This window comes from Algoriphagus sp. PAP.12 (assembly GCF_026652115.1).
Lineage (GTDB): Bacteria > Bacteroidota > Bacteroidia > Cytophagales > Cyclobacteriaceae > Algoriphagus.
Genome location: NZ_JAPPSQ010000006.1, coordinates 1 through 16,724, shown reverse-complemented (window position 1 = coordinate 16,724; position 16,724 = coordinate 1). Strand labels below are relative to the sequence as shown.

General features: G+C 40.2%; 10 protein-coding genes. All 10 read left to right on the top strand.

What is annotated here, in order from left to right; genetic code table 11:
* Positions 1 to 5 precede the first annotated feature (5 nt).
* Positions 6 to 1,397, top strand: a complete 1,392-nt coding sequence (locus tag O0V13_RS08835) for a LysM peptidoglycan-binding domain-containing protein (RefSeq protein WP_326492713.1) — start codon at positions 6 to 8, stop codon at positions 1,395 to 1,397.
* A gap of 135 nt (positions 1,398 to 1,532) precedes the next feature.
* A complete protein-coding gene (locus O0V13_RS08830) occupies positions 1,533 to 2,630 on the top strand; it encodes a DUF4837 family protein (RefSeq protein ID WP_268034619.1) in 1,098 nt (365 codons plus the stop codon).
* A 21-nt stretch (positions 2,631 to 2,651) separates the two neighbouring features.
* Positions 2,652 to 4,922: an NADP-dependent malic enzyme gene (locus O0V13_RS08825; protein ID WP_268034618.1), complete on the top strand. Its 2,271-nt coding sequence runs from the start codon at positions 2,652 to 2,654 to the stop codon at positions 4,920 to 4,922.
* Complete coding sequence (gene ruvA / locus O0V13_RS08820; RefSeq protein ID WP_268034617.1) at positions 4,919 to 5,515, top strand: Holliday junction branch migration protein RuvA; 597 nt, start codon at positions 4,919 to 4,921, stop codon at positions 5,513 to 5,515. Before O0V13_RS08825 ends, ruvA begins: the two co-directional genes overlap by 4 nt.
* Positions 5,516 to 5,695: 180 nt before the next feature.
* Positions 5,696 to 12,667 carry a T9SS outer membrane translocon Sov/SprA gene (gene sov / locus O0V13_RS08815; protein ID WP_268034616.1) on the top strand — a complete coding sequence of 2,324 codons (6,972 nt, stop codon included), beginning with the start codon at positions 5,696 to 5,698 and terminating at the stop codon, positions 12,665 to 12,667.
* A gap of 57 nt (positions 12,668 to 12,724) precedes the next feature.
* A complete protein-coding gene (gene gcvH, locus O0V13_RS08810; RefSeq protein WP_268034615.1) occupies positions 12,725 to 13,105 on the top strand; it encodes a glycine cleavage system protein GcvH in 381 nt (126 codons plus the stop codon).
* Positions 13,106 to 13,111: 6 nt separating this feature from the next.
* Positions 13,112 to 13,480 (top strand): VanZ family protein, encoded by a 369-nt coding sequence (locus O0V13_RS08805; protein ID WP_268034614.1) that lies wholly within the window; start codon positions 13,112 to 13,114, stop codon positions 13,478 to 13,480.
* Positions 13,481 to 13,548: 68 nt separating this feature from the next.
* A complete protein-coding gene (locus O0V13_RS08800; protein ID WP_268034613.1) occupies positions 13,549 to 14,226 on the top strand; it encodes an energy transducer TonB in 678 nt (225 codons plus the stop codon).
* 172 nt (positions 14,227 to 14,398) lie between these two features.
* Entirely contained in the window at positions 14,399 to 15,070 is a 672-nt protein-coding gene (locus O0V13_RS08795; RefSeq protein ID WP_268034611.1) for an energy transducer TonB, read from the top strand.
* 99 nt (positions 15,071 to 15,169) lie between these two features.
* Positions 15,170 to 16,724, top strand: a 1,555-nt coding sequence (locus tag O0V13_RS08790; RefSeq protein ID WP_268034610.1) for an N-acyl-D-amino-acid deacylase family protein, incomplete at its 3' end; no start/stop codon positions are given.

Here is a 16,724-nt window from a genome sequence, read left to right as displayed (position 1 = left end):
TGAAAATGACTTGGTCCAGACCATTCCTACTCGCCGTTCTTACGTGTACGATACATCTGCCCCAAGCCTTTTCTCAAGAGGAAGGAGATGAAGTTGCAGCAGCCACCACTTTTTCCGAAGAAGAGGTACTGCCCAATTACCAATACGAGTACATTCCTGACTTTACCTATGATCAGATTGATAGCAGGATAAAGTCAATGGACCTTGAAATGCCTTTCAAGCTAAATGATCGTATTTTTTCTTTTATACAGTACTTTACAGTAAGGAATCGAGACTACACCAAAATGGTTTTAGCTCGAAAAGACCTGTTTTTCCCAATGTTTGATGAAATGTTGGAAAAACATGAGATGCCCCTTGAGGTAAAATATTTGGCTATTATTGAATCAGGCCTTGACCCTCAAATTAGGTCAAGAGTTGGAGCAATGGGACTTTGGCAATTCATGCCAGCAACAGGCAGGATGTATGGCATGAATGTTAATCCTTATGTAGATGATAGAATGGATCCCGAACTAGCTACCGAATCTGCAGCAAAATATCTCAAATCACTTTACAGAATGTTCGGCGATTGGGAGCTGGCTTTGGCAGCATACAATTGTGGCCCTGGAAATGTAAGGAAAGCGATCAGGAGATCAGGAGGAAAGAAGACTTTCTGGGAAATCTACAATTACCTTCCTAGAGAGACTAGAGGCTATATACCTCAATTCCAGGCTATGCTCTATATTCTAAATCATTTGGATGAGCATAACTTCCACCCAGAGGAACCTACCTATGCAGTAGCCTATGAAAAGATCAGGTTTGATCGGGCATTGAGTCTAGAAAAACTAGCTGAATTGACCAATCTTTGTGTTGCTGATCTGGAAAAACTAAACCCATCCATTAAAAACCGGAAGGTTCCTGAGAGTAACCGAACAATGGCTTTGAGAGTACCCAAATCAAAAGCACCGTTTATTCAAGAAAACCTTGCTTGGATTTCTGACTCTTTGGGAAATGCTCCCTTGCCATTATTGGCTAGCGACAAACTCATCGTTCAACCTGTAGAATCCTTAGCTCAGGAAATTCAAAGAGAAGGGATTACATATCGAGTAAAATCTGGAGATGTGTTGGGAAAAATCGCCAGTAGACATGGAGTAAGTGTTTCCCAGATCAAATCATGGAATGGCCTTTCTTCCAATTTGATTCGAGTGGGACAAAGGTTGACCATTTATTCGGCCTCCACAGGCGCTATCGCACAGGTTCAAACTAACTCCAATGGTCAGAAAACCTATACCGTACAACCTGGAGACTCTTTGTGGATTATTTCAAGACGTCATGAAGGCCTGACAGTGGAGCAAATCAAGCGCCTTAATAATCTTCACAACAATAATATCAAACCAGGACAGAAGTTGATTATCGGCTAAAATGGCCTCAGGGCCCAAATTTCAACTAGAAAAAAGTTAATTTTTTTTAACAAAAGCCAAAAGATGTGATCACTTTCTGATTTACTATGGGAAATAGTTTATTTTGACTTTCCCAAAGAATCAAACCGTATCTGAATGAAAACCCTTTCAAAAATTATAGGCTTATTTATCCTTTGCGTAGCACTTTACTCTTGCGGAGGAGATGGAGCTGGCATAGATAGTACCAAACCAAGAGCACGCGGCTCAATCGGTGAGATAATTTTAGTCATTGATTCAGCTAAATATGCAGGACCTGTTGGGGATGAGTTGAAAGGCATACTCGAGGCAGACCTACCGGGCATGTTGCGTTCTGAAGCTATTTTCAAAGTTCATCAAGTGGACCCAAGAGCAATGACTCGTATGCTCAAAATGTCTACTAACTTGATCTATGTTACCACTTTTGATGACAAAAGTTCTGCTTCACAGGTGATCAACCAACAATTTTCGAAGGAATCCAAAGAAAAAGCTCTAAATGATCCAAACATCTATTCTCTAAGAGTGGAAGATGAATATGCGATTGGTCAAGAGGTATTATACCTTTTTGGGAACAATGACGAGCAATTGATCAAAAACTTAAAGGCAAATGCTGATAAACTTCAAAACCTTTTTGAAGTAAGAGAAAGAGGAAGATTGGAAAAGGTCCTTTTGGCGAGAAAAAATTCTGAAGCGAATGCTGAAGCAGAAAAAAACCTTGGAATCCAAATTAATGTACCAGCTTCTTATCAGGTCGCAAAGTCAGAACCGGGCTTTTTATGGGTAAGGCAACCCACACCAAATGGAAATCGTGCTGATATTAGTCTCTTTTTTTATGAAACCGACTATGTATCAGAAGAGCAAACTTTCCCAGAGAACATCCTGAAACTCAGAGACTCTATCACTCACGACCACATTTATGGAGACCCGGAAGACCCTAATTCCTTTGTAGTCACTGAAAAACAAATCGTTCCCGCTTTCCGAAACATGGAGATTAATGGTAATTTTACCACAGAAATCAGGGCTTCCTGGAAGACCAACAACATCAGTATGGGAGGATCTTATCTAGGATATCTCATGGTTGATGCGAAAAAAGGGAAATTGTATTACCTCGAAGGGTTTGTGTATTATCCGAATGAAGTTCATCGGGATGCCCTTAGAGAAATCCAAACCATTTTGCTCAATACAGATGTGAGTTGGACTCCGGATCAAGGGGCCTAAAACCCAAATAATTGAGCTTTTATGGCAATCAAAATTCGCAAGGAGGACGCGCTAAATTATCATACGCAAGGTTCTCCAGGGAAAATTGAGGTAATTCCCACCAAACCACTTTCCAGCCAATTGGATTTGGCTTTGGCCTATTCACCAGGTGTAGCAGAACCATGCAAAGAGATTCATCAGGATGTTGAAAATGTCTACAAATACACAGCTAAGGGAAACCTGGTAGCAGTTATTTCAAATGGAACAGCTGTTCTAGGTCTTGGGGACATCGGCCCTGAAGCAGGAAAACCCGTAATGGAAGGAAAAGGTGTCCTTTTCAAAAAATTTGCTGGCATTGATGTTTTTGACATTGAAATCAACGAAAAAGATCCAAAAAAACTAATTGAAATCATCCGATCTCTTGAGCCAACTTTTGGCGGAGTGAATCTCGAAGATATCAAAGCGCCAGAATGTTTTGAAATCGAGCAGACTCTCAAAAAAGAGATGAATATTCCTGTCATGCATGATGATCAGCATGGCACAGCTATTATTTCAGGTGCAGCATTGTTGAATGCTCTTGAGATTGTAGAAAAAGACATCACCAAAATCAAGCTAGTAGTCAATGGTGCCGGAGCTTCTGCAGTATCCTGTACCAGATTCTATATGTCCCTCGGAGTAAAGCGTGAAAATTTAGTCATGTGTGACAAGGAGGGTGTAATTCGCCAAGATCGACCTGAATTGGATGAAATCAAGCAAGAATTTGCAACTGACAGAGATATCCACACCTTGAGTGATGCTTTGACGGGAGCAGATGTATTCTTGGGCCTTTCTGCTGGAAATGTGGTCTCTCAAGACCAAATGAAACTAATGGCCTCCGATCCTATCGTTTTTGCTTTGGCAAACCCAGACCCGGAAATCCCTTATGAATTGGCAGTTTCTGCCAGAGAAGACTTGATCATGGCTACAGGTAGATCTGATCATCCTAATCAGGTGAACAATGTTTTGGGATTCCCATACATTTTCCGTGGGGCCTTGGATGTAAGAGCTACTGCCATCAATGAAGAAATGAAACTGGCTGCGGCAAAAGCAATCGCAAAACTTGCCAAAGAACCAGTTCCAGATATTGTGAACAAAGCATATGGAGAAAGTAAATTAGGCTTTGGTAGATTATACCTCATTCCAAAGCCACTTGATCCAAGATTGATCACGACAATCGCTCCTGCAGTGGCAAAAGCTGCAATTGAAACAGGAGTAGCGAAAAACCCGATCACTGATTGGGATGCTTACGAATTGGAGCTTCAAGAAAGAATTGGAATCGATCAGCGATTGATGTCTGTGGTAATTGCAAGAGCGAAGAAAGATCCTAAAAGAGTGGTTTTTGCTGAAGCAGATAACCGTAAAATTCTAAAGGCTGCTCAAACTGTTAGAGATGAAAAAATTGCTATTCCTATCCTATTGGGTAACAAGGAACGCATCCTAACCTTGATTGAGGAAAACTCACTAGATCTTCAGGGGGTTACGATCATCGATCCAATGGAAGAAGGTAAAACCCTTTCTCAGTTCGCTGACATTCTTTATAAAAAGAGAATGCGAAAAGGAATGACTCATGGTGATGCTGCCAGATTGGTAACCCAAAGAAACTACTTTGGTGCAATGATGGTGGAAACAGGAATGGCTGATGCATTTATTTCTGGTTTGACTAGAGATTACCCTAAAACAATCTTGCCTTCCTTGCATTCTATTGGTGTAAAAAACGGTACAAAGAGAGTGGCAGGTATGTATATCATGAATACAGACAAAGGCCCTTATTTCTTTGCTGATGCAACGGTTAATCTAAATCCAACTGCCGAGGAATTGGTTGAAATTATCGGATTGACTGCAGATGCTGTAAGATTCTTCAACATGGAACCAAGAATAGCCATGCTTTCTTACTCTAATTTTGGATCTGCTAAAGGTGAAATCGCTGAAAAAATGGCTAAAGCAACAGCTTTGGCAAAAGCGAAATACCCTGAACTGATCATCGAAGGAGAAATGCAGGCAAATGTTGCTTTGAATGATGAGATCCAGAAAGAGGTTTATCCTTTCTCCAATTTGATTGGCAAGAGAGTTAACACTTTGATCTTCCCTGACCTAAGCTCTGGTAACATTGCCTATAAATTAATGGCTGAACTAGGAAATGCTGAAGCAATTGGACCGATCTTATTGGGTATGGACAAGCCGGTTCACATTCTTCAATTGGGAAGTTCAATTCGTGAAATTGTAAATATGGTGGCTATCGCTGTGGTTGATGCTCAAACCCTTGGCCAATCATGATAACATATTTGCAGGGAAGGCTTGTATTTAAAGATCCTACTTATGTCATTATTGACGTGGGGGGAATTGGATATCAGGTAAAAATATCCCTTCAAACTTATAGTAAAATTAAGGATGAGGAGCAGATCAAGCTCCTCACCTTTTTACATATCAAAGAAGACGCTCACACACTTTATGGCTTCAAAGAAGAAGATGAAAAGCGTTTATTTTTATTATTGATTTCCATCAATGGGGTTGGCCCAAACACGGGTTTGATGATTCTTTCTTCGCTTTCTTCTGATGAAATTGAACAAGCTATTTTGGCTGGAGACGTGGCGACAATTCAACACGTGAAAGGTATTGGGGCAAAGACCGCTCAGCGGATTATTTTAGAACTGAAGGACAAAGTTGCCAAAGGATCTTCTGAAACTGCTCCTTCCCAAATGGGCTTCCTTAAATCAAGCAATAAAATCCGTGAGGAAGCGTTACAAGCCTTGATTACCTTAGGATTTCCAAAAGCTGCGGCTGAGAAAAATATCACTCAGGTCCTCAAAAAAACCACAGGAGAAATTTCCTTAGAAGATTTAATTAAAGCATCTTTAAAGACAACATAATTTGAATTTGGATTGAACTTTCGGACGATACTGACTTTTTGCAGGGGAAGGTTTCGGGGCAGTTGGCCTGTTTGCTTCATCCTGTTTGGATTGTTTCTGAGCTTCTCATCCACTCAGGCCCAACAAACAGCCACCGATACCACTAGCCAATCCCGGATCGACTCTCTAAACCAGAGACGAATGTCTCCTTCTTTTTTGCTATGGCAAAATATGAGGACCAATCCGCTATTTCCCAATCGCAACCCATTTTTATATCAACGTTCTCCTTTTATTCCCAACTCTTTGCTTCGCCAAAATGTCGAAGTAAAAATAGACTCTACTTTACGATATAACATTGTCGATGAACTTGACAGTACTCGATATGGGAATGAACAAGAGTATGACTTTGATGAGTTTTCGAAAATCCAGGAATACAAAGTTCGACAGGATTACTGGAGAAGCAGGGCCAGAGGCGGAGATGGTGAAAGTGCCGTAGAAGGAAGAGGCTTGATTCCTCCACTGACTGTCAGTCCGAGTTTCGACAGGATTTTCGGTGGTAGCGACATCAACATCACCCCAACTGGGTATGTGAATTTGGACTTTGGGGCAATCTTTAGAAGGATAGATAACCCTACCCTACCGATTCGTCAGCAAAGAAACGGAGGATTCAATTTTGATCAGCAAATCCAAATGGCAGTTAATGGCTCTTTGGGGGAGAAAATGAAAATTGCTGCCAATTTTGACTCAAACAACTCCTTTGATTTTCAAAATCAAATGAAGTTAGAGTACAATGGCTTTGAAGAGGATATAATCCAGTCCATTGAAATCGGGAATGTTTCCATGCCTGTTCAAAACCGACTGATTCAAGGAGCACAGAACTTATTTGGAGTAAAAACCCAAATGCAATTTGGAAAATTAACGGCTACAGCGGTAGCTTCAACTCAACGAGGCAGACGGGATAACTTGGTGATTGACGCCAATGGCCAAGGAAGATCTTTTGATATTCAGGCTTCTAAATATGATGAAAACAGGCACTTTTTCTTATCTCATTTCTTCCGAGAAAACTATGAAAGATGGCTGAGAGGGCTTCCACAAGTTCTTTCTGGGGTAAATGTGACTCGTATTGAAGTTTACATTATGAATAGGGCTGCCAATACCGAGACTCTTCGAAATTTTGCTGCTTTTATGGATATTGGTGAAGGAAGAGTGATGCTCAACCCCACCAATCCAAATGTAGGCCCAGGAGACCCTGCCTCCCCCGCTCAAAACAGCGCAAACAGACTCTTTTCTAACATTACAGGTAATCCAGCCTTTAGGCCTTTTGACACTGGATCCAGAGCGATGGAAAGCTCACTTGGTCTGAAAAAGGGAGTAGATTTTGAACAAATCAATGGTGCAAGGAAATTAGATCAATCTGAGTTTTTCTTCAATCCTCAATTGGGTTACCTCTCTCTTTTTAGAAAACTTCAGAATGATGAAGTCCTAGCCGTGTCTTATGAATACACCTACAATGGGCAAGTTTATAAGGTTGGTGAATTGACAGAAGATTACCAGAATAGACAAGAGGATGAATTGATCTTTTTGAAACTTCTTCGTCCTGCCCGAATCAACCCTAGGGTTCCGACTTGGGATTTGATGATGAAAAATGTCTATAGCCTAAATGCTAGCCAGATTCTTAGAGATGGCTTCCAGCTTCAGGTGATTTACAGAGACGATAGAACTGGATTGGACAACCCTTCACTTTTGGAAGGACAAAATGTAAAAGATATTCCTCTGATCAGGCTGACGGGATTGGATAACCTCAATCCTCAAAATGACCCTGCCCCTGATGGAAATTTTGATTTTGTAGAAGGTCTTACCATGATTTCAAATCGAGGCTTATTAATATTCCCTGTCTTGGAACCCTTCGGGTCCAATTTGGATAGTAAATTCTTAGATTCTGAAAAGATCCTCAAAGAAAAATACGTTTACGACACCTTGTATAATACTACTCAGGCTGATGCTGAGTTAGTCACTAGATTAAACAAATACTTTATCAAAGGTCGTCTGACTGCTGGTTCCGCCAGTGAAATCCAACTCCCCGGATTGAATATTTCTCCTGGTTCCGTTATCGTAATGGCAGGAAATATTCCACTGACTGAAGGAGTAGATTTCACTATCGATTACAATGTAGGCCGATTGGTAATTATCAATGATGCCATTCTCCAATCTGGAAAGCAACTGAACATCAGTTTTGAAAAAGCCGATTTGGTTTCATTCCAAACCCGAAGCCTTTTAGGGACGAGATTAGATTACTTATTTAGTGACAAATTCAATTTGGGAGGTACATTCCTTTATCTTAATGAAAGACCTAATGTCACTCGAATTGCCACAGGTAGCGAGACTTTGAGAAACAGTCTTTGGGGCTTGGACGCCAACTACTCTGATGAGTCAAGAATGCTAACCAAACTTGCAGATGCATTGCCATTCACAGACACGAAAGAAACCTCAATGGTTCAGGCAAGTGCTGAATTTGCCCATTTAATACCTGGAACTTCAAACACTGTCGATGGAGAACCAGCCTCTTATATTGATGATTTTGAAGCAGCTATTACTCCATTCAATTTAGGAGCAGCAGCCAATCAAAACTGGAAACTTGCCTCAACTCCTAAAACTCCAGACAATCGATTTGACCTAAGTATGCAAACCGAAGACAACCTAGGATCAGCATACAGAAGGGCTCGATTAGCTTGGTACAATATTGATAATATTTTTTACAGAGAAAGTGGACCAGGGGTTCCTACCAATATCACACGAGAAGACAGACAAAATCATTATGTCAGAAGAGTCGTTCCTCAAGAAATTTTCCCTCAGCAAGATAGAGATGTGATTATCACTCCTCAACCGCTGTTTGAGATGGCCTATTTCCCAAGTGAAAGGGGAATGTATAACTACAACCCGAACTTGACGCAAGATGGTTTGTTACCTGATCCAAAGAAAAACTTTGGCGGTGTCACAAGAGCTATTACTACTGAAGTGGATTTTGACAGGACCAATATCGAATATGTAGAATTTTGGTTGTTGGATCCTTTTATTGAAGGAGAAAATGGTCGAGTTTTGGATGGGATTTACAACCAAAATAACACCACAGGTGGTAAGTTATTCCTGAACTTGGGAGACATTTCGGAAGACGTCATGAAAGACGGAAGTCACGCCTTCGAAAATGGATTGCCGGCTGATGGTGATCCTGCTGAAACTCGATCAAATGAATGGGGAAGAATTACAAGAGAACAATTCTTATTACCAGCATTTGACAACACAGAAACTTCTAGAGAGAATCAAGATGTTGGCTTGGATGGATTGAAAAACGAGGATGAGGCAGCCTTTTTTCAAAACAGATTTTTGGACCGATTGAATGTTAATCAACAGGCACTAAGCCAAATCCGCCAAGACGTTTCTGGAGATTTATTTGAATATTATCTGAATGATGATTTTGATCAGCAAGACATCAAAATTTTGGAGAGATACAAAAAATACAACGGGATGGAAGGTAACTCACCGGTTACCTTGAACCAAAACTCACCTTATACTCCTTCCGGAACAAATAACCCAGACAACGAAGATCTCAACACAGATAATACGATCAACGAACTTGAAAATTATTATGAGTATGAGATTGACCTAAGACCGGGCAATCTCGAAGTCGGACAAAATTACATTGTGGATAAAGTTACAGCTACCCAAAATGGGGATGAGGTAAATTGGTATCTATTTAGAATTCCTGTCCGTCAACCAGATCGTACCGAAGGGGACATTACAGGCTTCAAATCTATCCGTTGGATGAGAACCTATTTAACGGACTTCGAGCAGCCTGTTGTATTGAGAATGGCCAATTTTAGAATGGTCGGCAGCCAATGGAGAGTCTTCCAGGAATCTCTATACGAAAGAGGTTTCTTCGAAATTCCTGAGCCTGACAATTCTAATGTGACAGTAGATGTAGTCGGTATAGAGCAAAATTCTCAAGGAAGTGATACAGAAAGCCCCTACGTATTGCCTCCAGGAATCAATCGAGATAGAGATAATACTTCTACAGTTGAAAGACGACTGAATGAACAATCATTAAGAGTATGTGTAGAAGATCTGGCAGCTCGTGATGCAAGAGCAGTATTTAAAAATGTCACTTTGGATTTGGTTCAATTTGAACGTATCAAAATGTTTTTCCATGCCGAGAGTGAAGACGCCTTGGATGGGGAATTGACTGCATTCTTGAGATTAGGCACTGACTACACAGACAATTACTATGAAATAGAGGTCCCATTGATTTTAACACCAAAAGGAACCAGAGACCCAAGACAAATTTGGCCACTAGAAAACGAAATTGATATTGCCATACAAGATGTTGTAGATGTCAAAATAGAGCGAGACAACAATCATATTCCTCAAAATCTACCTTATTCGAAGCAAGTAGGGCAATATACAGTTACGGTTGTTGGACGACCAGAGCTCAATCAAACTCAGGGAAGTATGATTGGAGTTAGAAATCCTGGAGATGGAGTTGGAGGAAGCAGAAGTATTTGTATCTGGGCAAATGAGCTCCGAGTAACTGGATTTACTAAATCGAATGGTTGGGCAGCAAATGCCTTTGTCAATGCAAAAATCGCTGATTTAGCGGTTGTCTCTGCCTCTGTTCGCCATAGTTCAATTGGGTTTGGAGGTCTGGAAACTCGCCTTTCACAAAGATCAAGGAATGCGACTACTCAATATGACATTTCTACCAATGTCAACGTCGACAAACTTCTTCCTCAACAATTAGGGGTAAGTATCCCCATGTATTTCAGTGTTGAGAACTCTTCAACAAGACCTGAATACGACCCATTGAATCCCGATGTACCATTTGAACTGGCCTTGGCTAAGTATGAAACTGAAGCCGAAAGAGAGCAGTACAGGCAAATTGCTTTGGATCAGTTGAATCGAAGAAATATTAGTTTTAGTAATGTTAGAAAATTGAAATTGAACCCAGAGTCGCCATCACGATTTTATGACTTCAGCAATTTCTCTTTCTCCTATTCGGTAGGTACAGTTACCCAAACTAATGCCCAAATACAACAATACAACTTCAAGACGAACAAAGGGAATATCACCTATTCGTTTCAGCCAAAAGCACTAAGTATTCAACCTTTCAAAGGATCGGAATGGCTAAATTCCCCTCATTTGAAGTTGATAAAGGATTTTAATTTGAATCTTTCCCCTACACTCTTATTGGCTAGATTGGATGTGGATAGAAGATTCCTGAGGTCCCAATATAGAAATGACCAATTGAGCACATCAGGAGTAGATCCTTTATTCCAAAAATCTTTCTTTATGAATAGATTTTATACTGTCAATTGGGACCTGACCCAAAATTTAAGAGTGGATTACTCAGGAACTGTAATGGCAGTGGTAGATGAACCGGAAGGTGACTTGGACACCCAAGCAAAACAAGACTCAGTCAAATCCAATTTCTGGCGCTTCGGGAGAAAAACCAATTACAACCATAGTGTCAACCTTAATTACACCATTCCATTTGCCAAAATCCCAGTTTTGAATTGGGTAAGAACAGACTATAAATACAATACAACATATACCTGGTTGACAGGGGCTATCGGGCAAAAAGACACATTAGGAAACTCTATTCAAAACACCAGACAACAAACTTTGAATGGGAAATTTGACTTAATCAGTCTTTACAATAAAAATAAAAAATTGGAGGCCTTGAATGCCCCAAAAAGACCGAGTATTCCAGGAAGGAATTCCGTTTCTGCTGAAGATACTATTGGGACTCCTTTCAGCAATAAGCTTTTGAAGTTCCTGATGATGGTCAAGGAAATCACTTTCAATTACAATGTAGCTGAAGGAACTTTCTTACCAGGATATTTGCCAAATACAGGTCTTTTAGGAATGGATAGAGCTTTCTCAAATCCTGGATTGGCTTTCCTTTTTGGTAGCCAAGATCCTATGATAAGAAATGATCTCGCTATGCGAGGACTCATGGCTCCTAGCGCAGAATTAACCCAGACGTTTAGACAAAATAAATCAGTCAACTTAACCTTGGGAGCCTTGGTAAGGCCTGTTCAGGACTTTACCATCAACCTAAATGCTATCAAACGGGAAACGGGAGATTATAATGAGATATTCCGTAACTCAACAGAAAATCCCGGAGAGTATGTTTCCATCAGTCCAAATCGAATGATGCAGGCCTACTCTGTTACTACAATTCTTCTTGGTACAAGTTTTTCAAGAGATGATAATGAGAACAATTCTGCTTTATTCACAGATTTTGAAAATAACCGGTCCATCATCAAAGCCCGATTGGATGCTTTGAACAATAATGATGGAGAGTATGGAATCAATGGACAGGATGTTTTGGTTCCGGCATTTTTGGCAGCATATAGAGGAAAAGATGCCAACTCGGCGGATTTGAATCCATTCCCTAAAACTCCACTTCCAAACTGGAGATTGAACTATACTGGATTATCTAGACTAAAGGGGATAAGAGATGTATTCACCAACTTTACCATCTCTCATGGCTATACGTCCACCTATGACGCCAGCAATTTTTCCAATTCCCTTCAATACCAACAGGGTCTAGAACTCTACAATTCCTTGCAAAGGACAAGGCTTCCTAATCAAATCAATACAGAAGGTCAATTCATCCCTATTTACATCCTGAATCAGGTAATATTGACTGAAAGATTTGCTCCATTAATTGGTTTGGATCTTTTGACAAAAGACCGACTGAATATTGGCATCATTTATAACAAAGAAAGATCACTGGGCTTGAATTTCTCCAATGCTCAGGTAACCGAACAAAGAAGCAATGATTTTGGTTTTGACATTGGATATATCAAATCTGGAATGAGGATTCCTTTCAAAATCCAAGGAAAAGAAACCATCCTTAAAAATGACCTGACAATGAGAATGGGTCTAAAAGTGGTGGATACAAGACAGGTCCAAAGAAAAATTGAAGAGGGAAGTACTGTTACCAATGGCAACTTGAATATTCAGTTCAGACCGACCATTGGCTATGTGATAAACCAAAACCTTAATCTCACCATTTATTTCGACAGAACGATCAATGATCCGAGGGTAACGACCGCCTACAAACGCGCTTCGACCTCCTTTGGTGGACAATTGAGATTTAATTTATCCCAATAGATTTTTTATAGATCGGAATCATCTTATTTTTGGGCTTCCTTTTAAAAAATAGCAAACATGAATTTTCCACAGGAATTAAAGTACACCAAAGATCACGAGTGGGTAAAAATTGAAGGCGACATCGCAACTATCGGTATTACTGAGTTTGCTCAGGCTGAGTTGGGTGACATCGTTTATGTTGAAGTTGAAACAGTAGGTGAAACCATCGAAACAGGTGAAGTATTCGGAACTGTAGAAGCCGTAAAAACCGTTTCTGACTTGTTCATGCCTCTAACTGGTGAAATTCTTGAATTCAATGAAGAATTGGAAGGCTCTCCAGAACTAGTAAACGAATCTCCATACGAGACCGGCTGGATGGTGAAGGTGAAAATTGATGGAGATTTGCCAAGTGATCTATTGAGCAGCGAAGAATACGCTGAATTGGTAGGAAAAGACTAATCAATTTTGAGGCTATTTCTTAGCATTTCTTGGTCCATCATTTTGGCTTTTGCCATGCTGACTCCCGGAGATCGCTTCCCCGAAATAGATGCATTTGATTTTCAGGACAAGGTTATTCATTTAATTTGTTTCGCTCTCCTCGCTTTTTTGTGGATGGGAGTAGGTAGAAAAAGTAAATCTGAACCCTGGACCAAAAATAATTTGATCATGTTGGTGGTCTTCATAGGGATTCCATCGGTGGCTTTTGAATTTGCACAACTATATATTCCCAATCGCTCATTTGATATATATGACCTGATTGTCAATCAACTAGGTGTATTAACAGGAATATTAGCATATTTTAAGACTCCAACCATCCCTTTCCACTTGCATTAATGCATCATTATCCTTACAATTGTTAGACTGAAATAGAAAAAAATTAACCTGTATAAACCAAATTCGCAATGGAAGCAAAAAAGACTCCTAGTGCTGATCTAACCAAAAAGACGGGAATGTTCCTGAACTTAGGTTTGGCAGTGGCAGTAGGCCTTACTCTTGCTGCCTTCGAATGGAAGTCATTTGATGACGGAGCCCTTAAGGATCTAGGCATGACAGATGACAACTTTGAAGAGCTGCTGGATATTCCTATTACTGAACAACCGCCACCACCGCCACCGCCACCGGTAGAGCAGCCTATCATTCAGGAAATTCCTGATGAGGTAGAAATCGAAGAAAAAATTGAGGTAAACTTTGACGTTGACGTTAAAGAAGAAACTGTAATCAAAGAGGTAGTTATCGCTGAAGCTCCAGTAGAAGAAAAAGCTGACGAAATCTTTGATGTAGTGGAAACTCAGCCTACTCCTCCAGGTGGAATGTCTGGATGGAATCAATATCTTTCTAAAAACTTGAAATACCCTACTCAAGCTAGACGAATGGGTATCGAAGGAACTGTAATTGTGGTTTTCGTAATCAACACTGATGGTTCTATTCAAGATGTGGAAGTATTGAGAGGTATCGGTGGAGGATGTGATGAAGAAGCCGTTAAGGTTGTTCAAGAAGCTCCTAACTGGGAACCAGGTAAGCAAAGAGGTCGTCCAGTACGTACTCGTATGAGACTTCCAATCCGATTCAAATTGAGCTAATTAATTCTAGCGATATATTGAAAGCCCTGAATTATTCGGGGCTTTTTTTATGCCTAAGCAAAAAATCAATTGACAACTTTTAACATAGTTAACATTAGTTAATTAACAGATTTTCAGACCATTACTAGGTAAATTCTATGGTAAATAATTTTCAACCTAATCTACAATTACCATGGAAACCAAAAAGTACCCCAGAGCAGATCTGAAGAAATGGTCTGGCACTTTACTCAATTTAGGGTTGGCTACTAGCATAGGCATCTCCTTAGTTGCCTTTGAGTGGAAAAGCTATTCAGAAGGACCATTAAAAGAAATCAGAGCATCTCAAGAACAATGGGAAGATTTAGATGTCCCTATCTCTATCCAAGCACCTCCTACCCCTCCTCCACAAGTGGCTCCAGTTATTATCCAAAGACCAGACGACATCAAGCTTGACGATTTGGATATTGATATTGATGTGAACACAACAGAAACAACTGAAATACCAGTTGTTGTTTTAGTCGACAGTCCTCCCATTGAGGAAGATCCAGATGAAATCGTCGATTTTACAGAAGTACAGGCTTCTTTCAAAGGAGGGATGGAAGCTTGGTACGAATACTTAAGAAAAAACTTAAATTATCCATCGCAGGCAAGAAGAATGGGAACAGAAGGCACTGTCCTGGTTCGCTTCGTAGTGAATAAAGATGGCTCTGTACAAGATGTAGAATTACTTCGAACCATTGGTGGTGGTTGCGATGAAGAAGCTATGAAAGTCATCCAGAATTCACCAGCATGGAATCCAGGAAAAATGAGAGGTATTCCAGTCCGATCAAGACAAGTAATTCCCATCAAATTTAAATTAAACTAACAAAAAGGGCTTCGGCCCTTTTTTTATTACCCATGTTTTGATATTTGGCTGAATCTTCTCCTTAGAATGCATTATTTTGATCCTACCAACCCAATATCTATGAAAAAGCTTCTTTTTATTATTTGTTTAATCGGCTTCTTTTCCTGCACTGAAGAATCTTATGACATTATCATTTTAAATGGAACTGTATATGACGGTACTGGAAGTGATGGTCAACAGATGGATATAGGAATAACTGGTGAAAGAATTAGCAAAATTGGAAACTTAGCAAAGGCAAACGCCAAAATGACAATTGATGCTTCTGGAAAGGCGGTTAGCCCAGGCTTCATCGATATGCATACCCACTTAGAACCAATCATGGAAATGCCTGAGGCAGAGAGCTTGGTAAGGCAAGGAGTTACGTTAGCCCTAGGAGGTCCTGATGGTAGTAGTCCTTGGCCATTTGGCGAGTATTTGGATTCCTTGGAAAATATGGAAGTTGGACCAAATCTAGCCTATTTGGTAGGACATAATACAATTAGAAGAACCGTAATGGGAAATGAAGATAGAGATCCGACTCCCCAAGAATTAGGCACCATGAAATCCTATGTTCAAAAAGCTATGGATGAAGGGGCTTATGGAATCTCTACGGGTTTAAAGTATTTACCAGGAACATTTGCTAAACGAGATGAAGTAGTTGCACTTTCTCAAATCGCTGCACACCAAGGAGGAATTTATACTTCCCATCTTCGAGAAGAAGGTCTCGGGTTAATTGATGCAGTAAAAGAAGCAATTTTGATTTCTCAAGAAGCAAACATCCCTGTTGTATTAACTCACCATAAAGCAATTGGAGTCAAAATGTGGGGTGCAAGTTCTAAGACATTGGCATTGGTTGACTCTGCAAGAAATGTTGGCTTAGACATCATGATGGACCAATATCCATACACTGCCAGTCACACCGGAATTTCTGTATTGATCCCAAGTTGGGCTCTAGAAGGGACAGAATTTGGTGAAAGGGTAAGTAACCCTACGTTAAGAGATAGCATCAAAGCAGGCATTGTATTCAATATCCTCAATGACAGAGGCGGAAGTGACTTAAGACGAATTCAATTCTCAAGAGTATCTTGGAAAAAAGAATTAGAAGGAAAAACTCTTCATGATTGGGCTATTTTGGAAGGCTTAGAGCCTACAGTTGAAAATGGAGCCGATTTGGTAATCCAAGCCCAATTAAATGGAGGAACCGGAACCATCTATCATGCTATTGATGCTGGAGATGTTGCAAATATCATGAAACATCCTATGACCATGATCGGATCAGATGGGAGACTCTCTAGACCAGGAGATGGACATCCTCATCCTAGAGCTTACGGCACCTTTCCTCGCGTCTTAGGGTATTATGTTAGGGAAGAAAAAGTTTTAGACCTACCCACAGCAATTCATAAAATGACTGGGCTTTCTTCTAATAGACTGGGGATTACTGATAGAGGAATCATCAAGGAAGGAGCTTTTGCGGATATCACGATTTTTAATCCTGAAACTATCCTAGATCAATCAACTTTCACGGATCCTCATCAATACCCAATTGGAATAGAATATGTCATCATAAATGGAAAACAAGCAGTAGAAAAAGGAGAATTTAAAAATATCCGACCTGGGAAAATTCTTCGCAAGAATC

Coding starts and splice junctions, on each gene's coding strand:
- O0V13_RS08835 (WP_326492713.1), top strand. CDS start 6: ATGACTTGGTCCAGACCATTCCTACTCGCCGTTCTTACGTGTACGATA.
- O0V13_RS08830 (WP_268034619.1), top strand. CDS start 1,533: ATGAAAACCCTTTCAAAAATTATAGGCTTATTTATCCTTTGCGTAGCA.
- O0V13_RS08825 (WP_268034618.1), top strand. CDS start 2,652: ATGGCAATCAAAATTCGCAAGGAGGACGCGCTAAATTATCATACGCAA.
- ruvA (WP_268034617.1), top strand. CDS start 4,919: ATGATAACATATTTGCAGGGAAGGCTTGTATTTAAAGATCCTACTTAT.
- sov (WP_268034616.1), top strand. CDS start 5,696: ATGTCTCCTTCTTTTTTGCTATGGCAAAATATGAGGACCAATCCGCTA.
- gcvH (WP_268034615.1), top strand. CDS start 12,725: ATGAATTTTCCACAGGAATTAAAGTACACCAAAGATCACGAGTGGGTA.
- O0V13_RS08800 (WP_268034613.1), top strand. CDS start 13,549: ATGGAAGCAAAAAAGACTCCTAGTGCTGATCTAACCAAAAAGACGGGA.
- O0V13_RS08795 (WP_268034611.1), top strand. CDS start 14,399: ATGGAAACCAAAAAGTACCCCAGAGCAGATCTGAAGAAATGGTCTGGC.